24 protein-coding genes are annotated in these 22619 nt (G+C 69.0%); 18 read left to right on the top strand and 6 right to left on the bottom strand.

The annotated features are described in order from the left end of the window. Nucleotide 1 precedes the first annotated feature (1 nt). From CVV72_RS26565 to CVV72_RS26550, 4 genes are all read left to right on the top strand, one after another. Nucleotides 2-1315, top strand: a complete 1314-nt coding sequence (locus tag CVV72_RS26565; RefSeq protein ID WP_219146251.1) for a glutamyl-tRNA reductase — start codon at nt 2-4, stop codon at nt 1313-1315. Beyond that, the gene (gene hemC, locus CVV72_RS26560) at nt 1312-2259 is read left to right on the top strand and encodes a hydroxymethylbilane synthase (RefSeq protein ID WP_034310599.1); all 948 of its coding nucleotides are present in this window, start codon (nt 1312-1314) and stop codon (nt 2257-2259) included. The genes CVV72_RS26565 and hemC overlap by 4 nt, the downstream gene beginning before the upstream one ends. 60 nt (nt 2260-2319) lie before the next feature. Next, entirely contained in the window at nt 2320-3852 is a 1533-nt protein-coding gene (locus tag CVV72_RS26555; protein ID WP_034310603.1) for a bifunctional uroporphyrinogen-III C-methyltransferase/uroporphyrinogen-III synthase, read from the top strand. A 141-nt stretch (nt 3853-3993) separates the two neighbouring features. Further along, complete coding sequence (locus tag CVV72_RS26550) at nt 3994-4380, top strand: hypothetical protein (protein WP_219146250.1); 387 nt, start codon at nt 3994-3996, stop codon at nt 4378-4380. A gap of 105 nt (nt 4381-4485) precedes the next feature. Here CVV72_RS26550 and CVV72_RS26545 read toward each other — a convergent pair whose 3' ends face one another. Beyond that, a complete protein-coding gene (locus CVV72_RS26545) occupies nt 4486-5772 on the bottom strand; it encodes an Nramp family divalent metal transporter (RefSeq protein ID WP_219146249.1) in 1287 nt (428 codons plus the stop codon). 121 nt (nt 5773-5893) lie between these two features. On the opposite strand from CVV72_RS26545, the gene hemB reads away from it, so the two are divergent. Beyond that, nucleotides 5894-6865 (top strand): porphobilinogen synthase, encoded by a 972-nt coding sequence (gene hemB / locus CVV72_RS26540; RefSeq protein WP_219154139.1) that lies wholly within the window; start codon nt 5894-5896, stop codon nt 6863-6865. A 221-nt stretch (nt 6866-7086) separates the two neighbouring features. Here hemB and CVV72_RS26535 read toward each other — a convergent pair whose 3' ends face one another. Then, nucleotides 7087-8637, bottom strand: coding sequence for a PQQ-binding-like beta-propeller repeat protein (locus tag CVV72_RS26535; RefSeq protein ID WP_219146248.1), 1551 nt, complete (start codon nt 8635-8637; stop codon nt 7087-7089). A gap of 27 nt (nt 8638-8664) precedes the next feature. Continuing rightward, complete coding sequence (locus CVV72_RS26530; RefSeq protein WP_219146247.1) at nt 8665-10176, bottom strand: PQQ-binding-like beta-propeller repeat protein; 1512 nt, start codon at nt 10174-10176, stop codon at nt 8665-8667. 88 nt (nt 10177-10264) lie between these two features. Between CVV72_RS26530 and CVV72_RS26525 the strand changes: the two genes are divergently transcribed. The 3 genes from CVV72_RS26525 to CVV72_RS26515 are packed head-to-tail and all read left to right on the top strand — an operon-like array spanning nt 10265 to nt 11629. Beyond that, entirely contained in the window at nt 10265-10816 is a 552-nt protein-coding gene (locus tag CVV72_RS26525; protein WP_219146246.1) for a hypothetical protein, read from the top strand. Beyond that, nucleotides 10813-11265 carry a hypothetical protein gene (locus tag CVV72_RS26520; RefSeq protein WP_219146245.1) on the top strand — a complete coding sequence of 151 codons (453 nt, stop codon included), beginning with the start codon at nt 10813-10815 and terminating at the stop codon, nt 11263-11265. The genes CVV72_RS26525 and CVV72_RS26520 overlap by 4 nt, the downstream gene beginning before the upstream one ends. Then, entirely contained in the window at nt 11243-11629 is a 387-nt protein-coding gene (locus CVV72_RS26515; protein ID WP_219146244.1) for a hypothetical protein, read from the top strand. The genes CVV72_RS26520 and CVV72_RS26515 overlap by 23 nt, the downstream gene beginning before the upstream one ends. Here the strand turns inward: CVV72_RS26515 and CVV72_RS26510 are convergent. Beyond that, nucleotides 11622-12113, bottom strand: a complete 492-nt coding sequence (locus CVV72_RS26510) for a TspO/MBR family protein (protein ID WP_034310624.1) — start codon at nt 12111-12113, stop codon at nt 11622-11624. The two genes, CVV72_RS26515 and CVV72_RS26510, sit on opposite strands and share 8 nt — an antisense overlap. A 121-nt stretch (nt 12114-12234) precedes the next feature. Between CVV72_RS26510 and hemL the strand changes: the two genes are divergently transcribed. The 7 genes from hemL to CVV72_RS26475 all read left to right on the top strand — a co-directional run bounded on the left by hemL (nt 12235) and on the right by CVV72_RS26475 (nt 19874). Further along, nucleotides 12235-13539, top strand: a complete 1305-nt coding sequence (gene hemL, locus CVV72_RS26505; protein ID WP_219146243.1) for a glutamate-1-semialdehyde 2,1-aminomutase — start codon at nt 12235-12237, stop codon at nt 13537-13539. Next, complete coding sequence (locus CVV72_RS26500) at nt 13536-14168, top strand: histidine phosphatase family protein (RefSeq protein WP_219146242.1); 633 nt, start codon at nt 13536-13538, stop codon at nt 14166-14168. Before hemL ends, CVV72_RS26500 begins: the two co-directional genes overlap by 4 nt. Beyond that, a complete protein-coding gene (locus CVV72_RS26495) occupies nt 14165-14746 on the top strand; it encodes a TlpA disulfide reductase family protein (RefSeq protein WP_034310630.1) in 582 nt (193 codons plus the stop codon). The genes CVV72_RS26500 and CVV72_RS26495 overlap by 4 nt, the downstream gene beginning before the upstream one ends. A gap of 399 nt (nt 14747-15145) precedes the next feature. Beyond that, the gene (locus CVV72_RS26490; protein ID WP_034310635.1) at nt 15146-15919 is read left to right on the top strand and encodes a cytochrome c biogenesis CcdA family protein; all 774 of its coding nucleotides are present in this window, start codon (nt 15146-15148) and stop codon (nt 15917-15919) included. A gap of 74 nt (nt 15920-15993) precedes the next feature. Further along, on the top strand, nt 15994-17493 hold the full coding sequence (locus CVV72_RS26485; protein WP_255632794.1) for a cytochrome c biogenesis protein ResB: 1500 nt from the start codon (nt 15994-15996) through the stop codon (nt 17491-17493). Between the two features lie 5 nt (nt 17494-17498). After that, entirely contained in the window at nt 17499-18467 is a 969-nt protein-coding gene (gene ccsB / locus CVV72_RS26480) for a c-type cytochrome biogenesis protein CcsB (protein ID WP_219146240.1), read from the top strand. Nucleotides 18468-18545: 78 nt separating this feature from the next. Then, nucleotides 18546-19874 carry a MinD/ParA family protein gene (locus CVV72_RS26475; protein WP_219146239.1) on the top strand — a complete coding sequence of 443 codons (1329 nt, stop codon included), beginning with the start codon at nt 18546-18548 and terminating at the stop codon, nt 19872-19874. Nucleotides 19875-19883: 9 nt separating this feature from the next. Here the strand turns inward: CVV72_RS26475 and CVV72_RS26470 are convergent, their stop codons facing one another. Then, nucleotides 19884-20066, bottom strand: a complete 183-nt coding sequence (locus CVV72_RS26470) for a hypothetical protein (protein ID WP_005151794.1) — start codon at nt 20064-20066, stop codon at nt 19884-19886. Nucleotides 20067-20214: 148 nt separating this feature from the next. Continuing rightward, nucleotides 20215-20427, bottom strand: coding sequence for a BldC family transcriptional regulator (locus CVV72_RS26465; protein ID WP_005151795.1), 213 nt, complete (start codon nt 20425-20427; stop codon nt 20215-20217). 248 nt (nt 20428-20675) lie between these two features. Here CVV72_RS26465 and CVV72_RS26460 point away from each other — a divergent pair, with 248 nt between their 5' ends. The 3 genes from CVV72_RS26460 to CVV72_RS26450 are packed head-to-tail and all read left to right on the top strand — an operon-like array spanning nt 20676 to nt 22518. Further along, nucleotides 20676-21149: an Lrp/AsnC family transcriptional regulator gene (locus CVV72_RS26460; protein ID WP_034310644.1), complete on the top strand. Its 474-nt coding sequence runs from the start codon at nt 20676-20678 to the stop codon at nt 21147-21149. A gap of 11 nt (nt 21150-21160) precedes the next feature. Next, nucleotides 21161-21439, top strand: a complete 279-nt coding sequence (locus CVV72_RS26455; RefSeq protein WP_007030895.1) for a DUF4229 domain-containing protein — start codon at nt 21161-21163, stop codon at nt 21437-21439. Continuing rightward, complete coding sequence (locus CVV72_RS26450; protein ID WP_304511276.1) at nt 21436-22518, top strand: PLP-dependent cysteine synthase family protein; 1083 nt, start codon at nt 21436-21438, stop codon at nt 22516-22518. Before CVV72_RS26455 ends, CVV72_RS26450 begins: the two co-directional genes overlap by 4 nt. The last annotated feature ends 101 nt before the right edge of the window (nt 22519-22619 follow it).

Genomic DNA, 22619 nt, shown 5'->3' with positions numbered 1-22619 from the left:
AATGAGCGTGTTGGCGGTCGGGCTCTCGCACCGCAGTGCCGAGCTGAGCACCCTGGAACGCGTCGCGGTCCCCGCGACCGACGTGACCAAGGTGCTCCACGAACTGCAGCAGGCCGAGCACGTCAGCGAGGCGATCCTCGTCTCGACCTGCAACCGCATCGAGGTCTACGCCGTCGTCGAGACCTTCCACGGCGGCCTGAACGGCGTCTCCGACGTGCTCGCCCGCCAGGCCGGGATGCAGCCCGCGGACCTGTACGACTCGCTGTACGTGCACTACGCGGGTGCCGCGATCGAGCATCTGTTCTCGGTCACCTCCGGGCTGGACTCGATGGTCGTCGGCGAGACGCAGATCCTCGGCCAGATCCGGTCCTCGTACGCCACCGCGCGCGAGGCGGGCACCGTCGGCCGCACGCTGCACGAGCTGATCCAGACCACGCTCCGCGTCGGCAAACGCGTCCACACCGAGACCGGCCTCGACCAGCTGGGCGCGTCGGTGGTCTCCGAGGCGCTGGCCGCCGCGGGCGACATCGCGGGCAAGCACGCGCTGATCGTCGGCGCCGGTTCGATGGGCGCGCTGACCGCGTCCCAGCTGCGCAAATCCGGCATCGGCGAGATCACCATCGCCAACCGCACCGAGGCGAGGGCCGCCCGCCTCGCCGCCGCGAGCGTCGAGCAGGGCGTACCCGCCAAGGCCGTCCAGATGAGCGGCATCGCGGACGCGGTCGCCGAAGCGGACGTCGTCGTCTGCTGCACCGGCGCGCAGGCCGCGGTCTTCACCGCCGCGCACGTCACGGCCCGCGCCGGGCGCCCGCTGGTCGTCTGCGACCTCGGCCTCCCGCGCGACGTCGATCACGACGTCGCCGAGCTGGCCGACGTCACCGTGGTCGATCTCGAGACCATCCAGCGCCGCATGCGGGAAGCGGGCACCCCGACCACCGAACGGCAGACCGCGAAGGCCACCGGCATCGTGCTCGACGAGGTGCGCGAGTACCTCGCCGGCCAGCGCAGCGCCGAGGTCACCCCGACGGTGACGGCGCTGCGGCGCCGCGCGGCCGAGGTGGTCGACGCCGAGCTGCTGCGGCTGGACAACCGCCTGCCGGACCTCGAACCCGGGGTCCGCGAGGAGGTCGGCCGCACGGTCCGCCGCGTGGTCGACAAGCTGCTCCACGCGCCGACGGTGCGGGTCAAGCAGCTGGCCGCCGAGACGGCCGACACCGATTACGCCAACGCGCTGCGCGAGCTGTTCTGTCTCGACCCGCAGGCGCCCGCCGCGGTGGCGAGTCCCACCGCTACGAAAGACAGTGATCATCAGTGAGCAGAGTCATCCGCATCGGGACACGCGGCAGCAAACTCGCCCTCGCGCAGACCGGCACCATCGCCGACGCCCTGCGCGCCACCGGGGCCGAGGTCGAGCTCGTCACCGTGACGACGCCCGGCGACAAGTCGTCCGCGCCGATCCCGACGATCGGGGTCGGCGTCTTCACTTCCGCGCTGCGCGAAGCCTTGCTGCGCGAGGAAGTCGACGTCATCGTGCACTCGTACAAGGACCTGCCGACGAAGCCGGAGCCCGGCATCACGCTCGCCGCCGTGCCGCGCCGCGAGGACCCGCGCGACGCGCTGATCGCCCGTGACGGGCTGACTCTCGGCGAGCTCCCGCCCGGTTCGACCGTCGGCACCGGCTCGCCGCGACGCACCGCGCAGCTGCGCGCGCTCGGTCTCGGTTTGGAAATCGTGCCGATCCGAGGCAATATCGACACCCGCATGCGCAAGGTGACCGACGGAGAGCTGGACGCCGTCATCCTGGCGCGTGCCGGACTGGCCAGGATCGGCCGGGCGGAGGAGATCACCGAGACCCTCGACCCGATCCAGATGCTGCCCGCGCCCGCACAGGGTGCGCTGGCGGTGGAGTGCCGGACCGGGGACGTGGACATCGAGCACCTGCTCGGGTCCACAGTGGACGATGAAGGCACCCGTGCCGTGGCGACCGCCGAACGGGCGTTGCTCGCGGCGCTGGAAGCCGGGTGCAGCGCACCGGTCGGAGCGCTCGCGGAGATCGTCGAGGACCTGGACGCCGAAGGGCGGGTCGTCGAGCGGATCTCGCTGCGGGGCACCGCCGCCGTCGAAGAGGACGGGGACACGGTCGACATGGTGCGCGCTTCCGCGCTCGCCGACAAGCACGAAGCCGAACAACTCGGCCGGACACTGGCCGCCGAGCTGCTCGACCTGGGGGCCGGCGCACTGTCCGGCCCCGCCCAGTGAGTCAGAACGTTGAAGGTAGGGCCGCGCTCGACTGCGGCCGCTCAAGAGGAGAACGCACAGATGACCCCCGCGCGTAAGACCACCGGGCGTGTCGCCTTCGTGGGCTCGGGCCCCGGTGACGCCGGTCTGCTGACCGTCCGCGCTCAGGAGCTGCTCGCCAAGGCCGAGGTCGTGGTGACCGACCCGGACGTCCCAGCAGGCGTCCTGGCCTTCGCCGCCGAAGGTGCCGAAGTGCGCCCCGCCGTAGGCGAGGCCACCGAGGTCGCCAAGGACCTGGTGAACGAGGCCAAGGCCGGACGGCTGGTGCTCCGGCTGATCGCCGGTGACCCGCTGACCCAGCCCGCCGTCGTCGCCGAGGTGCAGGCCGTTTCCCGGACCAGCGCCGTCTTCGACATCATCCCGGGCGTCTCGCCCGGCGCGGCCGTCCCGGCGTACGCCGGTGTCGCGCTCGGTGGCACGCACACCGAGGTCGACGTCCGCGGTGACGTCGAGTGGGCCGCGCTGGCCGCCACCCCCGGTCCGATCGTGCTGCACGCGACGTCGGCGCACCTGGCCGAGGCCGCGTCCGCGCTGACCGAGCACGGGCTGGCGCCGACCACCCCGGTCGCGGTGACGTCCAACGGCACCATCAACACCCAGCGCACTCTGGACACCACGCTGGCCACCGTCGCGAACGAGGCGGGCGAGCTCGTCGGCCCGCTCATCGTGACCATCGGCCAGGCCGTCGGCCAGCGCTCGAAGCTGTCGTGGTGGGAGTCGCGCGCGCTGTACGGCTGGAAGGTCCTGGTGCCGCGCACCAAGGAGCAGGCCGGTGAGATGGCGGAGCGGCTTCGCGGCCACGGCGCCACCTCGCACGAGGTCCCGACCATCTCGGTCGAGCCGCCGCGCAGCCCCGCCCAGATGGAGCGTTCGGTCAAGGGGCTCGTCGACGGCCGCTACCAGTGGATCGTCTTCACCTCCACCAACGCCGTTCGCGCGGTGTGGGAGAAGTTCGAGGAGTTCGGGCTCGACGCCCGCGCCTTCTCCGGCGTGAAGATCGCCTGTGTCGGCGAATCGACCGCCGCGAAGGTCCGCTCCTTCGGCATCATCCCCGAGCTGATCCCGGAGGGCGAGCAGTCCTCGGAGGGTCTCCTCGCCGAGTTCCCGCCGTACGACGACGTCCTCGACCCGGTCGACCGCGTGCTGCTGCCGCGGGCGGACATCGCCACCGAGACCCTTTCGGCAGGCCTGCGCGAACGCGGCTGGGAGATCGACGACGTGACCGCGTACCGCACCGTCCGGGCCGCGCCGCCGCCCGCCGAGACCCGCGAGATGATCAAGACCGGCGGTTTCGACGCGGTCTGCTTCACCTCGTCCTCGACCGTGCGGAACCTCGTCGGCATCGCCGGCAAGCCGCACACCCGCACGCTGGTCGCGTGCATCGGCCCGAAGACCGCGGAGACCGCCGTGGAGTTCGGGCTGCGGGTCGACGTCCAGCCCGAGAAGGCCGACGTCCCGCACCTGGTCGACGCACTCGCCGAGCACGCCGCCCGGCTCCGTGCCGAAGGCGCGCTCCCGCCGCCTCGCAAGGCGAAGCGGGCTCGCCGCTCCTGATCCTCAGGCCGAGAACGCCCTCTCACTCCGCGATTTCCGTGGCGTGAGAGGGCGTTTTCATTCCCTGGTGAAACCTGGGCGGGTGAGCGGCGGTGAACGCTAGCGTCGAGGGACCACCGGAAGAATCACTGGGGAGTGAGCATGAAATCTCTTGCCAACGCCGCCAAGCTCGGTATCGCCACCGGCGCTCTCGCGCTCGGTTTCGTCGGTCTGGCGGGTACCGCCGCCGCGGCGCCGTCCACGTCGTTCGAGGTCTGCAGTCCGCTCGGATGCGCGGTGCAGAGTGTGCGGGGGACCGCCGAGAACGTCGGCGGTCAGATCCGGGTGGTGGCGACCGTCTCCGACAGTTCGCCCTCCGACAGACTGATCGCGTCGTTCGTCTTCTCCGGTTCGACCACGGAAGTCCGGGACGTCATCGTCGACGACGACACGCGAACCCTGATGCTGCAGTCCGGGCCGTTCCAGACGAAATTGACCGTTTCGGCCTGTGGCGGCGGCGGGTGCACCACGAAGCCCATTCCGCTGTGAGGCCCTGAGCGTCTGCATAGGACAATTCCGGGATGGGGTCGTGAGTGGTGAAGAGCGTTAGAACGACACTTACCACTCACGACCCATCGCCCGCTGACGAGTGGTTCAGCTGAAGAACTTCACGACCTCCGTGTACGCCAGGTACGCGAACATCGCCAGGCACACGCCCAGCAGCCCGTTCGAAAGCCACCGCGAACGCCCCTCCCGAGGCACCCGCGAAGTGTTCAGCAGCACCAGCAGGGTCGCCGCCAGGAATGGCATGAACAACGCGCCCAGCACGCCGTAGATCACGGTGAGCTGGAAGGGCTGGTCCAGGAACAGCAACGCCATCGGCGGGAAGGTCAGCCACAGCACGTATCCCCGGTACGCGACGCTGCGTTCACCGGCCTTCTTTTCATATGTCTCAACGCTTTCGGTCGCATCCTTGGGCAGCCGCAGGATTCGCCACCAGTCCGCGAAGAGCAGGCTCACGCCGTGCCAGACGCCGATCACCGACGTGAACGAAACGGCGAAGAAGCCGATGAGGAACGGGATCCGCGCCCACTGCCCGTAATCCGCGGCGAGGGTGTCGCCGAGGAACAGCAGGCCCTTGTCGCCCGAGATGATCTTCTGGCCCATCAGCAGTTCCGCGCCGACGATCAGCATGGCGATCACGAAGATGCCGGTCATGACGTAGCCGACGGCGTTGTCGGTGCGCATCATGGGGAGCCACTTCGACGAACGCCAGCCCTTCGCGAGCGTCCAGTAGCCGTACGCCGCCATGGTGATCGTGCCGCCGACGCCGCCGACCAGGCCGAGGACGTAGACGAGTGAGCCGTCGGGCAGGGTCGGGACGGCGCCCTTGAACAGTTCGGCGAAGTTCGGCACGACGAGGATCGCGGTCCCGACCACGGTCACGAACATGATGCCGACCAGGACGGTCATCAGTTTCTCGATGATCGCGTAGCGCCCGAACCACACCAGCGCGAAGCCGAGCAGGCCGCAGATCATCGCCCAATACCGCACCGACAGCGCGGGGAAGAGCGCGTTCAGCGGCAGGCCCGACGCGGACATCGCGGTCGCGCCGTAGACGAAGCCCCAGATCACCGCGTAGATCCCGAAGTAGATCAGCGCCCAGATCCCGAGCGTCCGCCAGCCGGACAGGATCGTCCGGCCCGAGGTCAGATGCCAGCGGCCGACGGCCTCGGCCAGCGCGAGTTTGAAGATCGTGCCGACGAGTACCGCCCACAGCAGCGTGTACCCGAAGCGCGATCCGGCCACCATCGTCGCGACGAGGTCGCCCGCGCCGACCCCGGTCGCCGCGGCCATGATCCCTGGCCCGACCTGGCGCAGCCGTGCGCGCCAGCCGACGGGCGGTTCTTCCAGTTGGTCGGTCACCGTTGAGCTCGACATGCAGGGGAAGGTAACCCACGTCACACCGCGGAGGAATCGGACAAAGGCGACTCTTTACCGTTCCTTAGGAAAGGTTCGGCCGTTCACCACCTCTCAAGCGAGCGGGAGTACCGTCGTGAGGGTGTTTCCCGAACATCGTCCCCGCAGGCTCCGTACCACTCCGGCGATGCGCAGGCTGGTCGGTGAGACGACGCTGCGCCCACGCCAGCTGATCCTCCCGATGTTCGTGGCCGAGGGCGCCGACGCGCCCCGCCCGATCTCCAGCATGCCCGGCGTCGTCCAGCACACCCGCGACACGCTGCGCAAGGCCGCCGTCGACGCGGTCAACGCCGGGGTCGGCGGGCTGATGCTGTTCGGCATCCCGAAAACACGGGACGCCGAGGGCTCCGGCGCGATCGACCCGGACGGCATCCTCAACGTCGCCCTGCGCGACCTGAGGTCCGAGCTCGGCGACGCGACGGTCCTGATGGCGGACACGTGTCTCGACGAGTTCACCGACCACGGCCATTGCGGGGTCCTCGACGCCGACGGCGGTGTCGACAACGACGCGACCCTGCGCGTGTACGCGGAAATGGGTCTGGCGCAGGCGGAAGCGGGGGCCCATCTGCTCGGCCCCAGCGGCATGATGGACGGCCAGGTCGGCGTCATCCGCGCCGCGCTCGACCGCGCCGGGCGCACGGACACCGGCATCCTCGCGTACTCGGCGAAGTTCGCCAGCGCGTTCTACGGCCCCTTCCGTGAGGCCGTCGATTCGCAGCTGAAGGGCGACCGGAAGACGTACCAGCAGGATTCGGGCAACGTGCGTGAGGCACTGCGCGAGATCGAGCTGGACATCGCCGAGGGCGCCGACATGATCATGGTCAAGCCCGCGCTGTCCTATCTGGACGTCATCAGGGCCGCCGCCGAGTCGTCGACGGTCCCGGTCGCGGCGTACAACATCTCGGGGGAGTACGCGATGGTCGAGGCCGCCGCGGCGAACGGCTGGCTCGATCGCGAGCGCACGATCCTCGAGGTGCTGACGTCGATCCGCCGCGCGGGCGCGGACATGATCCTGACCTACTGGGCCGCCGAAGCCGCCGCCTGGCTGGACTAGGCGCTGTCCTGTAAGTCATGTTCGCGGTCTCCGCGCCCAGGCGGCCCCTGGTGGCACGGGCGGACGCGGCCGAGTACGACCCGGTACGAGGCCGATCCGCCCGCACCGCCAGGAACCACCTGGATCACGAAGCCCATCGAACAGACTTACCGGACACCGCCTAGGCCCCGGAACGACGAAAAGACCCTCTCCGTCGAGGCGGAGAGGGTCTTTTCGTCGTTCTACTCGGCTTGGACCAGGAAAACGTCCACGCTGAGGTTCGACCACCTGCCCGCCACGGCGTAGACGCGATCGTCGGCCCAGAGATACCGGAAGAAGCCCGGGATCGGCCCGGTCTCGTCCTGTTCGGAGTTCCGGATCTGTGCCTCCAGGAACGGTGTCACCTTCCCGTCGGCGACCGCGATCTTGACCGTCCGCTGTGGTCCGGTGTTGTGGACCGGGCCGACCTGGGCGAGGATCTGGCCGTCCACGATCTTGATCGGCGCCTGGATCGTGCCCTCCGGGACCGAGGCCGTCCACTTGCGCCGTCCCGTGCTCAGTTCCACCGCGACGAGCGCGTTCACCTGTCCGCCGATCGTCCTGGTCGGCGTGTAGAACGTGTCGCCTTCCACGATGATGGCGCTCGGATGGTGTTCGGTACCCGAGGCGCTGAGCCCGAAGCCCTGCGAGGTGGTGCCGTCGAGCTCCTCCTCGGAGTTGGGTTTGCCGCCGTCGATCTTCGACTTGAACTTCAAGTCGTCGCCGAAGACGAAGTACGCGCTCTCCTCGGTGTTCGAGCCGTACGCCAGCACGGGCTTCACGGACAGGAGACCGATCCCGGAGATCGAGTAGCCGGAGTGGGGGACGCTGTCCTCCAGCTCGACGTTCCCGGTCGCCGGGTCGATCTGCATCACGGTGACCGAGAAATCACCGGTGAGGCAGGAGACGGCGACGACGGCCTTCCTGTCCCGCGGCAGCATGTCGTGCCCGGCACAGGTGTCCTCGCCGTCGGCCTTGCGGGAGAACGTCTTCGCCCACTTGATCGCGCCGGTGGCCAGGTCGAGCGCCGCGTAACCCTGGTCCGCGGTGACGAACACGACGTCACCCATGATCTGCGTGACCACGGCCTCCACCGAGACCACCCGGTCCGGCATCTTCTGCGGGATGGCCATCGGCACCTGCCAGCCGAGTTTCCCGTCCCTGAGATCGAGGACGGTGGCGTTGTCGCAGCTGCCGTCCTCGCTACCCGCCTTGGCCTTGCCGAAGGCGAGGACGATCTTGCCCTCGACCGGCTCGACTCCGGTACCGCAAAAGATCTTGCCGTCCGGGGCCTCGGCCAGCCAGCGCTGTTTGCCGTCCGCCCTGGTGAAGGCGGCGACGTACTTGTCGCGGACGACGACGAGGTCGTCTTCGTGCAGCCAAGTGGTGATGCCGTGCTTGTACTCCGGGACGTCCTTCGCGCCCGACAGTTCCCATTTCTTCTTCGGCGCCCCGGCCGGCGATCCGGAGGCGGGCGGTGGGGCCGCCTGCCCCTGGCCTTCGTCTCCGCCGCCGCTCAGCGTGATCGGCACGATCACCGCGGCGGCGACCACCACGACGATCAGCGGCACCAGCCAGAAGAGGAACTTCTTGCCCTTGGGGGGTTCCTGCCGCGGGGGGCCGTACTGGTTCTGTGGGTAGGGCTGCTGGTGGGGGTAGGGCGGTGGCTGGTGCCAGCCCTGCCGCTGGTGCGGTTGCCAGGGTTGGTGCGGCTGCCCTTGCCCGCCACCGGGCGGAGTGGGTGGTCTGGTCATTCGGTTCCCCGGTCGTTTCGGTGGGATCTAAGGTTCGACGGTGTAGATGTCCAGGCTGAACTTCGGGAAACGGCCTGATACGGCGTAAACGCGGCCATCCGCCCAGAGATAGCGGTAGAGGCCGGAGATCGGCCCGTTCTTGTCGTTGTCGGCGTTCTCGATCGGCGCTTCGACCATCGGCGTCACCGTTCCGTCCGCGACGGCGACCTTGACCACTCGCTGTGGTCCGGTCCGCGTGACGGGCGCGACCTCGGTGATCACTTGGCCTTCCTCGATCGCGAGCGGAGCCATCACGGTGCCCTCGGGAACCTTCGCCGACCACTTGCGCTGCCCGGTCTTCAGCTCGACCGCGACCAGCGCGTTCACCGTCCCCGCCTGGGGCATCGTGATGGTGTAGAGCACTTCTTCGGAGACCAGGGCCGGGCTGACGAGGTGTTCGGTGCCGGACGCGTCGCTGTCGAAGCCCTGGCCGTCGGCGCCGGTGAGACCGTCCGGCGTGAACGGGTCGCCACCGTCGATCTTCGACTCGAGCTTCAGGTCGTCCCCGAAGCGGAAGTACGTGCCCGTGTCGGTGGTCTTGCCGTAGACCAGGAAGGGTTTCGCCGAGATGATCCCGACGTTGCCGAGCGAACTGCTCTCCTTCGGCTGGTGCTCCGCCACCTCGATGTTCCCGGTCGACGCGTCGACCCGCAGCATGCTCAGGCCGTAGTCCCCGGTGAGGCAGGTCATCGCGACGACGATCTTGCCGTCCCTGGGCACGGCGTCCTGCCCGGCGCAGGTCGGATCGTCGGCTCGATCGGGTTCGCGCGTATGGGTCTTCGCCCACTTCGGGGCGCCGGTGGCGAGGTCGAGCGCGGCCATTCCCTCGCCTTGCGTGACGAAGACGGCGTCACCGGCGACCTGCAGGATCGCGGACTTGGGCGGGCGGTCGCCCTTGAGCTTCTGAGGCACATCCATCGGCTGCTGCCAGCCGAGCTTCCCGTCCTTCAGGTCGATGAGGGCGGCGTTGTCACAGGTCTTTTCCTCGCCGTAGGCGAAGGCGATCTTCCCGTCGACCGGTTCCACGGAGGCACCGCACGCCCGCTTCCCGTCCGGCACCTCGGTGAGCCAGCGCCGCTCACCGTTCGCCCTGGTGAACGCGGCGACGTACTTGTCGCGAACGACTACGAGGGTGTCTTCGTACAGCCAGGTCGTGACGCCCTGCTTGTACTCGGGGACGTCTCCCTCCAGTCCGGACAGCCGCCATTTCACTTTCTCGGCCGCCGGTGCCGAAGTGCTCGGCGGCTGGGCGGCTTGCTCCCGAGGCTTTTCCCCGGTCGTCAGCGCGATCGGGAGCACGACGGCCGCGGCGACGACCACCACGATGAGCGGAATCAGCCAGAAGAGGAACTTCCTGGACTTCCCGGGTGGTGGCGGGGGCGCCTGGTGCCAACCACCCGGGTACTGCTGCTGTGGCGGCTGCGAATAGCCGTATCCCTGCTGTGGCCAGGGCTGTCGCTGCCCTTGCCAGGGCCCATTGGACTGGCTCGGTGTGGTCATCGTGAGATCCCCAGTGTTCGAGTCGATTCGCGCACAAGCTACCCGGGTGGCAACGCTCTGGCCTGCGGAACCACGTAGGCTGCCTCGCGTGAGCGACAGCACAGCCGACGAGACGGACGACGAGCGCCGCAAGCGGGGGATGTCACCGGATCCGATCCTGCCCGGTCAGAAACCACCGAAGATCACGGTGCCGAAGCCGGTCGCGATCTCGTTCTGGCTGTGGATCCTCGCCGGTGTCGTCCTCGTGGCCGGGCAGATCGCCCTGCTGGTGCTGAAGGACGAACTGACCGAGGGCATCCTCAAGCAGATCAGGGAGAACCCGGTTCCCGGCCAGCCCGCCGATCCGGCGCAGGTCGCTTCCGGCGTGAACACCCTGTTGTGGATGCTGTTCGCCGGCGCGCTCACCTTCGCGGTCCTGTTCGCACTGTTCGCGTACAAGGCCCGTGAAGGAACGCGATCGGCCAGGACGGTCCTCACCGTGGGCGCGGTCTTCCTGGTCCTGGTGGAACTGCTGATCCTGCGCGGTTCGCTCAACGTGTTCCTCCTGGTGTCCACCTTGCTGGTCGCGATCGCGCTGGTGCTCATGTACCTGCCCAGCGTCTCCGACCATTTCCCGAAGGTCGGGCGCACGCTGCCATGACCGCCGAGCCGTCCCTCTACGACGAACCCGGCGTCGGCTGGACGGCTTTGCTGTGGGCGCCGCTGTTCGCCCTCGCCGGGCTGCTCGCGGAACTGGCGACGGGCGGCCCGGTCCACTGGCTCGCCTGGATCCTGGTCGCGGTGGGGCTGGTGGCGATCACCGTGCCCTGGGTGTACGCGCGTCGCCGGTACCTCTCGCTCGAAGTCACCGCGGACGGCTACCGGCAGGGCCGGGAAACGCTGGAGGCGGCCCGGATCGCCGAGGTGCTCGAAGACGAGGCCCCGGTCGGCTCACGGGTCCTCGGCGGAGGCTGGACGATCCCCAAGAAGTACGGCGAAGTCGGCTTGAAGCTCGACGACGGCGTTTTCGTCCGCGCCTGGGCCAAGGATCCGGACGCCCTTCGCGAGGCTCTCGGGGATTTGGTGCGTGCCCGCACCACAGAGTCATGAGAAACTGCTCACCGTGATCGACCTTCCCCAGCCGACCGGCGCCGATCTCTGGCCACCGGAGGACTCCCGGCGAGAAGCCCGGCTGCACAAACCCCTGCGCGCCGTGGTGGGGGCGGTCGAACTGATCCTCGCCGCGCTCGCGGTGTGGGGTTCCTTCGCGTGCTGGAAGGCCGGTGTCGTCCCGGTCGTGATCACCTACGGCGAAACGACGACGCTCGAATCGCAGCGCTACTTCGGCGGCCCGCTCGCGGGTGCCATCGGGCTTGGTGTGCTGGCCGCGATCCTGGTGGTGGACGCGATCCGCCAGTTCCTGCTCGCCGTCCGGGCCAAGGGCCGCAAACCCAAGGAGCCGAAGCTCAGTTGAGCCACACGACCGCGGCGTTGACCGCGGTCGAGAACAGCAGCCACAGCAGGTACGGCACGAGCAGCCAGGCCGCGAGTTTCGACCGGCGGCCGAACTCCGCCATCGTGATGGGCACGACGAAGTCCAGTACGACGACGTCGGCCAGCGCCAGGACGTGCGCGCCGCCGGCGAAGAACAGCGGCGTCCACAGCAGGGTCAGCAGCAGGCAGACGCCGTAGAAGGCGAAGCCGCGCGTTTCGCCGTCGGTACGCCAGTAGAACCAGCCCGCGAAGGCGACCAGGAGCAGCAGGACCGACCACATCGGGCCGTAGAGCCAGCCCGGCGGCGCCCACGACGGACGGGCCAGCGCGTTGTGCGTTTCGGAGCGGGTGGCGACCGCCAGCCCGGCCACGATCCCCACGATCGCCGCCATGGCGATGAACCCGGCCAAGGCCTGCCAGCGCAGGCGACGGTGGTGGGTCGGTGGTGACGGCACCGTGGACACGTTGATTCCTCCGCGAGGGTTTCGACGGGAGTGCTCCCACCCTAGTGGGCCTGGTCACGCCGGGCCCGGAACCGCGAGGACTCGGCGGCGGGTGTCCTCCGTGATTTGCGAGACTGGGGAAGTGACTACCGGAGTCGATCAGTCCAAGGCATGGTTCGAACGAGCGAAGGCCGTGGTCCCGGGCGGGGTGAACTCCCCGGTGCGGGCCTTCAACTCCGTCGGCGGCACCCCGCGGTTCATGGTGCGCGGCGAGGGGCCGTATCTCTGGGACGCCGACGGCAACCGCTATGTCGATCTGGTCTCCTCGTGGGGCCCGATGATCCTCGGGCACGCGCATCCGGACGTCGTCTCGGCCGCGCGCGAAGCCGCTGTCGACGGCCTGTCTTTCGGCACCCCGACGCGCGGCGAGGTCGAACTCGCCGAAGAGATCATCGGCCGCGTCGAGCCGGTGGAGCAGGTGCGCCTGGTCAACTCGGGCACCGAGGCGACGATGAGCGCCATCCGGCTGGCCAGGGGGTTCACCGGGCGGGCGAAGATCATCAAGTTCGCGGGCTGCTACCACGGTCACGTCGACGCGTTGCTCGCCGAAGCGGGTTCCGGCGTCGCGACCCTCGGCCTCCCGACGTCGCCCGGTGTCACCGGCGCGCAGGCGGCCGACACGATCGTCCTGCCCTACAACGACCTCGACGCGGTCCGGAAGTCCTTTGCGGACAACCCGGACGCGATCGCCGCGATCATCACCGAAGCCGCCGCCGGCAACATGGGCGCCGTCGCCCCGGCCGACGGGTTCAACGCCGGCCTCAAGGAGATCGCGCGCGAGCACGGAGCGCTGCTGATCATGGACGAGGTGATGACCGGGTTCCGCGTCTCGAAGGCGGGCTGGTTCGGCCTCGAAGGCGTCGCCGGTGACCTGTACACGTTCGGCAAGGTGATGTCGGGTGGGCTGCCTGCCGCGGCCTTCGGCGGCCGCGCCGACGTGATGGCGAAGCTGGCCCCGGGCGGGCCGGTGTACCAGGCGGGGACGCTGTCGGGGAACCCCGTCGCCGTCGCCGCCGGGCTCGCGACGCTGCGCGCGGCCGACGACGCCGTGTACGCGGCTCTCGACGCCAACGCGAAGCGGCTCGGCGACCTGTTCGACCGGTCGCTCACCGAGGCGGGGGTCACGCACACCGTGCAGTACGCGGGCAACCTGGTCAGCGTGTTCTTCAGCGAGCACCCGGTGACGAACTACCCGGGCGCGCAGGCCTCGGAGACCTGGCGGTTCCCGGCGTTCTTCCACGCGCTGCTGGACAACGGCGTGTACGCGCCGCCGAGCGCGTACGAGGCGTGGTTCGTCAACGCGGCCATGGGCGACACCGAGTTCGAGATCATCGAGTCCGCGTTGCGCGTCGCCGCCCGCGCCGCCGCCGAGGCGGTCCAGGCGTGAGCGAGACGACGATCGTGCACCTGCTCCGCCACGGCGAGGTGCACAACCCGGACGGGATCCTGTACGGCCGTCTGCCCGGTTTCAAGCTCTCCGACCGCGGACAGCGCCAGGCGCTGACGGTCGCCGAAGCCGTCGCGACGCACGACATCACCTACGTCGTCGCTTCGCCGCTTCAGCGCGCGCAGGAGACCGCGGCGCCGATCGCCGCCGCGCACCGGCTCGACGTCGACACCGACGATCGGCTCATCGAGGCGGACAACCAGTTCGAAGGCGAGCGGGTCGCCGTCGGCGATGGCGCCCTTCGCCAGCCGAAGCACTGGCCGAAGCTGGTCAACCCGTTCCGGCCGTCGTGGGGCGAGCCGTACGTCGAGATCGCGCACCGCATGCTCGGCGCGATCCACCGCGCGCGCCGGGCGGCCGAGGGCCACGAGGCGCTGTGCGTCTCGCACCAGCTGCCGATCTGGACCGTCCGGCGGTTCCTGGAGGCGAAGCGGCTCTGGCACGACCCGCGCAACCGGCAGTGCTCGCTGGCGTCGTTGACCAGCCTGATCTTCGAGGGCGAAGAACTGGTGCGGATCGTCTACAGCGAGCCCGCCGGCACGACCGATCCGAAGGTGACCGGCGCATGAAGCGACTCGTGGCGGCCGTCGTCGGGCTGGCGCTCGTCGTCACCGGCTGCACCACCGGCAAGGACGCCGTCGTCACCGGCGGTTCGTTCAACTTCGTGTCGCCGGGCGGGAAGGTCGACATCACCTACGACGTCGCGGACCGCCAGCCGTCGCCGACGCTGTCCGGCGACGACCTGATGAACGAGGGCAAGCAGCTTTCGATCGCGGACTTCCCCGGCAAGGTCATCGTGCTGAACCTGTGGGGCCAGTGGTGCGGGCCGTGCCGCGTCGAGGCGCCGGAGATGCAGAAGGTCTACGACCGGACCAAGGCGTCCGGCGTCGAGGTGATCGGCATCGATCTGCGCGACAACGACCGGAAGCCGCCGCAGGACTTCATGCGGGACCGGAAGCTGACGTACCCGTCGATCTACGACCCGTCGGGGCGGACGCTGCTGCAGCTTTCCGGCTACCCGCGCAACATCATCCCGTCGACGATCGTGCTGGACAAACAGCATCGCGTCGCGGCGGTGTTCCTGCGGGAACTGCTGGCTTCGGACCTGCTGCCCGTCGTCGAACGCCTGGCCGCCGAACCCGCCTGACCCCACGCCCGGATCGCGTTTAGCCCGCTGAACGCGATCCGCGCTGGCCGTGGGCTGAACTGCTGTGCCGTGAAGGCCTCCTTGAGGGACCCAGAGTCCCTCAAGGAGGCCTTCACGGACTTGGTGATCGCCATGTACGCCCCATACGCACCATCAGACACAGCGACTGCGTTCACGCCTCGCACGTGATCAACGGCGCCGGAATATCGTGGGTCAAGTCGCGTCTCCGCCAACACGCGTTTCGTCCTCTGAATGCGTTCCTTGCGCGTGCAACTACCGCATTCAGAGGACGAAACGCGATGAAGGGGACGGGACCAAGGTCCTGACCGGGTGCGACGTAGGTCCCGTTGGGTCAGCCCCGGCGTTTTCACCTCGACCACACTGCCTACGCTCCTTTGCGTGAACGGTGTTACCGAGCTGGCGCTCTCAGGGCCGCTGCTGCTCGCGGCGGGCGTGGCGCTGCTGGCCGGGACGATCTCCTTCGCGTCGCCGTGCGTCGTGCCGCTGGTGCCCGGGTACCTCGCGTACCTGGCGGCGCTGGTCGGCGCGGACGCCCCCGCGGTCAGCCCCGACGAGGGGCGCAAGAAGGGCCGCTACGCCGTCGTCGGCGCGGCGGCGCTGTTCGTGCTCGGGTTCACCGTCGTCTTCGTGGTGACGCTGGGGACGCTGGTGTGGATCGCCGACGTCGTCCAGCTCAACATGGATCTCCTCCAGCGCCTCGGCGGCGTGCTGACCATCGCGATGGCGCTGGTCTTCCTCGGCTGGATCCCGGGCCTGCAGCGAGAGTTCCGCTCGCACCACGTTCCGCGCGGTGGGCTCTGGGGCGCGCCGGTGCTCGGCGCGGTCTTCGGGCTCGGCTGGACGCCGTGCATCGGGCCGACGCTGTCCGCGGTCATGTCGATGGCCAGCGCCACCGGCGGGGCGGCAGCGCGCGGGTACGTGCTGATCCTGGTCTATTGCCTCGGCCTCGGTCTGCCATTCCTCATCATCGCGTTCGGCGCCCGCTGGGCCGTCCGCGCCACCGACTGGCTGCGCCGCCACGGCCGTCAGGTGCAGGTCTTCGGCGGTGTCCTGCTGCTGGTCGTCGGCGTCCTGCTGGTGACCGGACTGTGGGGCGATCTGACCGGCTGGATCCGGAACACCCTCGTGAACGACATCAGGCTGCCCTTGTGACCACTCGATACCGCCCGACGGCGCTCAAGCGCGTCTTCGCCTTCCTGCGCAACACCTGGCGCGGACTGACGTCGATGCGCACCGCGCTGGTGCTGCTGTTCCTGCTGGCGCTCGCCGCGATGCCCGGCGCGCTGCTGCCGCAGCGGAACCTCAACGTCGCCAAGACCGACGAGTACATCGCCGCGCACGGCTGGTGGGGCGAACTGCTCGACCGCCTGCAGTTCTTCGAGGTCTACGGCAGCGTCTGGTTCTCGGCGATCTACATCCTGCTGATGGTGTCGCTCATCGGCTGTCTCGCGCCGCGCAGCTTCGAGTACGCGAAGGCGATGCGCGCGAAGCCGGTGCTCACGCCGCGCAAGCTGTCGCGGATGCCGCATCACGTGTCCACCACGACCGACCGGACCCCCGAGACGGTCCTGAAAGACACGCACACGCTGCTCAAGGGCTGGCGTCGTGTCGAGCGCGAAGAAGCCGACGGAAGCCGGAGCATCTCCGCCGAACGCGGGTACCTCCGCGAGACCGGCAACCTCGTCTTCCACTTCGGCATGCTCGGCCTGATCATCTTCTTCGCGCTGGGCAAGCTGTTCGGCTACGAAGGCCAGGTCATCGTCCAGGCCGACGGCAGCCCGTGGTGCAACTCCGGGATCCTCGGCTACGACACCTTCAACGCCGGGCTGCGCGTCGACGGCACCGACCTCAACGCGTTCTGCATCCGCCTCAAGGACTTCGAGGCTCGCTACACCGAGAACGGCCAGGCGAACTACTACCACTCCAACATGGAGTACCAGTCCGGCGAGGACCTGCGGACCGGCGCGTGGAAGCCGTACGGACTCGAGGTCAACTCGCCGCTGCGCACCGCGGGGGACCGCGTCTACCTGCTGAACTTCGGCTACTCCCCGAAGTTCACGGTGACCTTCCCCGACGGCACCGTGCGGACCAACATCACTCCGTGGCGTCCCGCCGACGAGCCGACGAAGCTCTCCGAAGGCGCGACGAAGATCGACCAGCCGGGGATCACCGACCCGATCGAACGCCGCACCCGCCAGCTCGCGATCACCGGCCTGCTCGCGCCGACCGCGTTCATGCACGGCAACGTGCTCACGTCGTCGCGGCCCGAGGCGAAAAAGCCTGCCGTGGCCGTCGACATCTACCGCGGCGACCTCGGCCTCGACGCCGGCCGCGGGCAGTCGATCTTCCAGATCGACCAGTCGCTCGTCGAGGACGGCAGGCTCAAGAAGCTCACGCGGCAGAACCTGGACCAGGGCCAGGAGACCGTGCTGGACGACGGCACGAAGGTCCGCTTCGACGGCGTCCAGGAATGGGTCGCCATCCAGGTCTCGCACGACCCGGTGCAGGGCTGGGTGCTGGTCTGCGCGGTCGCGATGCTGATCGGGCTGGCGGGATCGCTGCTGGTCAAACGGCGCCGGGTGTGGGTCCGGGTGACCCCGGCGCGCGAAGGTGAGACGGGTACCGTGATCGAGGTCGCCGGGCTGGCGCGCACCGATCAGGCGGGCTACGGCGAAGAGTTCCAGCGGATCAGCGACAAGCTGCTCCAGGGGCAGAGAGGCAACTAGAGGTCATGCCGATCAACGAGACGCTGTCCCAGTACAGCGACTACTCCTACACCACCGCGGCGGCGATCTACGTCCTCGCGCTGATGTTCGCCCTCATCGAGCAGGGCTTCGGCGCGAAGGGCAGGCTCGCGGCGGAACGCAGCATGCAGCGCTCTCGCGAACTGGTCGGCGCGGGTGGCCCCCCGGCTTACGGGACGCCGGTCGAGTCCCCGCGCGAGGTCGGCCGCCCCGAGCGCATCGGCCGCATGGGCGCCGCGCTGCTGGTGCTGGCCGCGCTGCTGCACCTGGCCGCGATCGTGCTGCGCGGGCTCGCCGTGCACCGCGCGCCGTGGGGGAACCTCTACGAATACGGCATGGCCACGACCTTCATCGCCGTCGTGACCTGGCTCGTCATCATGCGGAAGTTCCCGGTCCGCCATCTCACCGGCTTCCTGCTGCTGCCGGTCGTGATCCTGATGTTCGTCAACGGCACGATGCTGTACACGACGGCCGCGCCGGTCCAGCCCGCGCTCCAGTCGTACTGGCTGATCATCCACGTTTCCGCGGCGATCATCGGCTCGGGTGTCTTCCTGGTGCCGGGTGTCGCGAGCGTCCTTTACCTTTTCCGCGCCGCCCACGACGACAACCCGGCGAAGTTCGCCAAGTTCGGCCCGAAGCTGCCCGCCGCGGACGTGCTCGACCGCATCGCCTACCGCACCACCATCTTCGCCTTCCCGATCTTCACCTTCGGCGTGCTTTGCGGCGCCGTGTGGGCGGAGGCTGCGTGGGGCCGGTTCTGGGGCTGGGACCCCAAGGAGACCGTCGCCTTCGTGGCGTGGGTCGTCTACGCGGCGTACCTCCACTCCCGTGCCACCGCGGGCTGGCGCGGGAAGCGGGCCGCGATCATCAACATCGTCGGGTTCTCCGCGACGATCTTCAATATGTTCTTCGTGAACCTGGTGACGTCGGGTCTGCACTCCTACGCCGGGGGCTGACCGCCGCCTCTGCGCGCGCGACGACTACCGTCAATACTGAGGTATGGGGGTAGACGTGCGCGGAGGAGGAATTCAGCGGTGACCGGACCCAGCGAAGAATCGGCTCCTGGCCACCCCGAACCGACCGAGAGCGTCCAGCCCTCGGAGTTGTTCTCCGAGGACCGGACCGACTCGGCACCGCATCCGACCGCGGGGGGTTTCGAGGCCGAGCCGACCCAGGTCGTGCAGCCGCAATACCCGCCGCAGCAGGCCCAGTACCCGCAGCAGCCCGCTCCCCAGCAGCCGCCGCTGCCGCAGCCATCGCAAGGGCAGTATCAGCAGCCCTACGACCAGAACCTGCCCCCGCTGCACCCTCAGCAGCCCCAGCAGGCGCCGCCGCAGCAGGCCGCCCAGTACCCGCCGCAGCAGCAGTACGCGCAGTCGCAGCAGGCGGTCCCGGGGCTGCCGCAGCCGCAGGGCAGGCACGCGCTCCCGGACGAACTCGCCACCGCAAGCCTGGTGAAGCCGCAGAAGCGCAAGCCGCAGTCTGGCTGGCGCAAGGCCCTCTACGTGGGCACCGGCAAGCTCGTCAATCCGGGCGAGAGCCCCAAGGACACGCGCAAGCGCGAACTGATCGCGCAGATCAACCAGCCGCTGCGCGGGTGCTACAAGATCGCGATGCTGAGCCTCAAGGGCGGCGTCGGCAAGACCACCACGACGACCACGCTGGGCTCGACGTTCGCGTCGCTGCGCGGTGACCGGGTCGTCGCCGTCGACGCGAACCCGGACCGCGGGACGCTGTCGCAGAAGATCCCGATCGAGACCACCGCGACCGTCCGGCACCTCCTGCGGGACGCGGACAAGATCACCAGGTACAGCGACGTCCGTTCGTACACCTCGCAGGGTGGGAGCCGGCTGGAGATCCTCGCCAGCGAGCAGGATCCGGCGGTTTCGGAAGCCTTCTCCGAGGACGACTACCGGCGCACGGTCAACCTGCTGGAGCACTTCTACAACATCGTGCTCACCGACTGCGGGACCGGGTTGATGCACTCGGCGATGAAGGGCGTCCTTGACGTCGCGGACGCGCTGGTGGTGGTGTCTTCAGGTTCCGTCGACGGGGCGCGCAGTGCGTCGGCGACGCTCGATTGGCTGGAGGCGCACGGCTACGGTGACCTGGTCAAACGGTCCGTCGCGGTGATCAACTCGGTGCGGCCGAAGGGTGGCTCCGTCGATCTGGACAAGCTCTCCGCGCACTTCGGCGCGCGCGTCCGTTCGGTGTGCCGGATCCCGTTCGACCCGCATCTGGAAGAGGGCGCCGAGATCGAGCTGGACCGGCTCGACGCGGACACCCGGCTGGCGTTGCTGGAACTGGCCGCCACCGTCGCCGACGGCTTCGGCGGCCAGCAGTACCAGCAGATCCAGCCCTAGTCCCGCTCTTTACTCTTTGTCCTCGTCTTTACCTTTGCGCTGCTGCTCACCGAGCTTGCGCAGGAAGTCGGGGTCGTCGTCCGGGGCCAGCGTCGGTCGCGACGAGGGCACCCCGACGCGCTCGATCCCGAACGCGCGCCACAACACCACGGCGACGGTGAGCGCTCCGATGGCCGCGAGCAGATAGATCATGCTCGGTCCCTTCCGCGTGGAGGACGTTCCTCAGTCCCACGAGGCTAGCCCCTTTGCCGCGCGCGGGGGGACTCATGGATACCCCAATGTGACGAAGGGCGGTTACGAGCCCTTCGTCACTGGAGTCCTTTTTGCGGGAAACGCCTGCTCAGACCTTGCGAGCGGGCTCGCTGGCGTCGGTGGTGAGCTCGGCGAGGAGTTCGTTCACTTCGGCCTCGCGGAACCGGCGGTGCCCGCCGGGAGTGCGGATCGAGCCGATCCGGCCCGCGGTCGCCCAGCGGGTCACGGTCTTGGGGTCGACCCGGAACAGAGCCGCCACTTCGCCGGGGGTGAGCAACCTGCCGCCCATGGTCGCGGTCATTTTCCGCCTCCTTCACGGTTCCAGTGCTAAACCGGAGGCGGGCCCTGTGCCCGTCGTGCCGGGTAGCCAACACGGCAATCGTTGCATCTCACCCGTCAGGTACTCGAACGGTTGTCCAACAGTAAAGAGCCCTTAAAGGTCAAAACCGACAACCGCGACATGCGCCCATCGGACCCGTGGTCTTGTCACGGATGTACGAAAACGCGCCCTGATCACGCGAATCGGGCCGTGGCACCTAAGGTGTAGCGGTGGACCAGGTGGATCGGAAGATCATCGCGGCATTACGGGAGAACGGGCGGGCTACCTACGCCGACCTCGGCCGGTCTGTCGGGCTCTCGGCTTCATCAGTGCACGAGCGGGTCGGCAAACTCGAGGCCGCCGGCGTGATCACCGGCTACCACGCCATGGTCGACCCGAACACGGTCGGACTCGGGGTGACGGCGCTGGTCGGCATCCATCCCACCGACACCGCGACCGAGGACGACGTCGCCGAGGCGCTCGGGGCACTGGACGAGGTCGAGAGCTGCTATGCCGTCGCGGGCGACGAAGCCTTCGTCGTGAAGGTGCGGGTGGCCACCGTCGACGATCTGGAGCGGACCCTCGGCAGGCTGCGGCGGATCCCCGGTGTCGGCCGCACGAACACCACCGTCGTGCTCTCCACCCGCTTCGAAGGGCGCCCCAACAACGCGGGCCTGGACGAGGGCCGCAACGGCAGCGCGTAGCCTGCCATGGTGTGAGCGATAATCACCTGCCCCGTGACCTGACGCTGTACGTGCTGGCCAGGTTCCTCCTGGTCGGGGTCATCGCAGGCGGCTTGCTGCTGGTCAACGTCCCGCTGCTGGTCGCGTTGCTGATCGGCCTGGTCGTGGGGCTGCCGCTGGGCCTGCTGCTGTTCCGCCCGCTGAACGCGCGCGTGACCGCCGGGCTCGCCCGCCGCAACGAAAAGCGTGCTCGCGCCCGTGCCGAACTGCGCTCGCAGCTGCGCGGCGACCGGGTGGACGGCGCGGCGTGAGCCTCCTGCAGAGCCGCAGCTGGGTCCGCGAAGCCGTCCGCATCATCGAGGCCGACGCGAACCGCAGCGCCGACACGCACCTCCACGTCTTCCCGCTGCCCCCGGAATGGGGCGTGGACCTGTACCTGAAGGACGAATCCGTCCACCCGACCGGCTCGCTCAAACACCGGCTCGCGCGTTCGCTGTTCCTGTACGGCCTGGTGAACGGCCAGATCGGGCCGGACACCGTGCTCGTCGAGGCCTCCAGCGGCTCGACGGCGGTGTCGGAGGCGTACTTCGCGCGGATGCTCGGGCTGCGCTTCATCACCGTGGTGCCGCGCAGCACCTCGCCGGAGAAGATCGCGCTCATCGAGTTCTACGGCGGCGAATGCCACTACGTCGACCGCGCGCCGGACATGTACCCGGAGGCCGAACGGCTCGCTTCGGAGTGCAACGGCCATTACCTCGACCAGTTCACCTACGCGGAGCGCGCGACGGACTGGCGCGGGAACAACAACATCGCCGAATCGGTGTACGCGCAGATGCAGTCCGAACGGCATCCCGTGCCGACGTGGATCGTGGTCGGCGCCGGGACCGGTGGCACGAGCGCGACCTTCGGCCGCTACGTGCGCTACAAGCGGCACACCACGAAGATCGCCGTCGTCGACCCGGAGAACTCGTCGTTCTTCGGCGCCTGGCAGACCGGGGCGCTCGACTACAGCACCGGTATGCCTTCGCGGATCGAGGGAATCGGGCGGCCGCGCGTCGAGCCGTCGTTCGTGCCCGGCGTGATCGACGAGATGTTCCAGGTGCCGGACGCCGCCTCGCTGGCGGCCATCCGCGTGCTGCGCGAGCGGACCGGTCACTGGGCCGGCGGCTCGACCGGGACGAACCTCTTCGGCGCGTTCACGCTGATCTCGCGGATGGTCTCGGAAGGCCAGGCCGGCAGTATCGTCACGCTGCTGTGCGACGGCGGGGAGCGGTACGCCAACACGTACTACGACGATGCGTGGCTGGCGGAGAAGAACATCGACATCGCGCCTTACCTGGAGAAGTACCGGGAGTTCCTGGTGAGCGGAAAGCTTGCCCCGGAGGCCTGAGACCGGCGTTGCACCTGGGGCCGTCCGCGCCGCTCTCGCAACATCGGCTCGGGCGGCCTGCCTCAAGGCCTGAACGGTCCGTTCATCCCCGAGCGCGGTCC

This window comes from Amycolatopsis sp. TNS106 (assembly GCF_019330265.1).
Classification (GTDB): Bacteria; Actinomycetota; Actinomycetes; order Mycobacteriales; family Pseudonocardiaceae; genus Amycolatopsis; species Amycolatopsis lurida.
The sequence above is the reverse complement of the archived record's forward strand: the minus strand, read 5'-3'. Positions and strand labels throughout refer to the sequence as shown.

What these genes read in the sequence shown, in the direction of transcription:
- CVV72_RS26470 (WP_005151794.1), bottom strand. Translation starts at nt 20,066, where the DNA reads ATGATCTATCTGCTCGCGGCCATCGGAGCGCTCACCGTCGCCGTGGTG.
- CVV72_RS26465 (WP_005151795.1), bottom strand. Translation starts at nt 20,427, where the DNA reads ATGACCGCGACCATGGGCGGCAGGTTGCTCACCCCCGGCGAAGTGGCG.
- CVV72_RS26520 (WP_219146245.1), top strand. Translation starts at nt 10,813, where the DNA reads ATGACCGCCGAGCCGTCCCTCTACGACGAACCCGGCGTCGGCTGGACG.
- CVV72_RS26565 (WP_219146251.1), top strand. Translation starts at nt 2, where the DNA reads ATGAGCGTGTTGGCGGTCGGGCTCTCGCACCGCAGTGCCGAGCTGAGC.
- CVV72_RS26485 (WP_255632794.1), top strand. Translation starts at nt 15,994, where the DNA reads ATGCGCACCGCGCTGGTGCTGCTGTTCCTGCTGGCGCTCGCCGCGATG.
- CVV72_RS26535 (WP_219146248.1), bottom strand. Translation starts at nt 8,637, where the DNA reads ATGACCAGACCACCCACTCCGCCCGGTGGCGGGCAAGGGCAGCCGCAC.
- CVV72_RS26555 (WP_034310603.1), top strand. Translation starts at nt 2,320, where the DNA reads ATGACCCCCGCGCGTAAGACCACCGGGCGTGTCGCCTTCGTGGGCTCG.
- CVV72_RS26545 (WP_219146249.1), bottom strand. Translation starts at nt 5,772, where the DNA reads ATGTCGAGCTCAACGGTGACCGACCAACTGGAAGAACCGCCCGTCGGC.
- ccsB (WP_219146240.1), top strand. Translation starts at nt 17,499, where the DNA reads ATGCCGATCAACGAGACGCTGTCCCAGTACAGCGACTACTCCTACACC.
- CVV72_RS26530 (WP_219146247.1), bottom strand. Translation starts at nt 10,176, where the DNA reads ATGACCACACCGAGCCAGTCCAATGGGCCCTGGCAAGGGCAGCGACAG.
- CVV72_RS26495 (WP_034310630.1), top strand. Translation starts at nt 14,165, where the DNA reads ATGAAGCGACTCGTGGCGGCCGTCGTCGGGCTGGCGCTCGTCGTCACC.
- CVV72_RS26550 (WP_219146250.1), top strand. Translation starts at nt 3,994, where the DNA reads ATGAAATCTCTTGCCAACGCCGCCAAGCTCGGTATCGCCACCGGCGCT.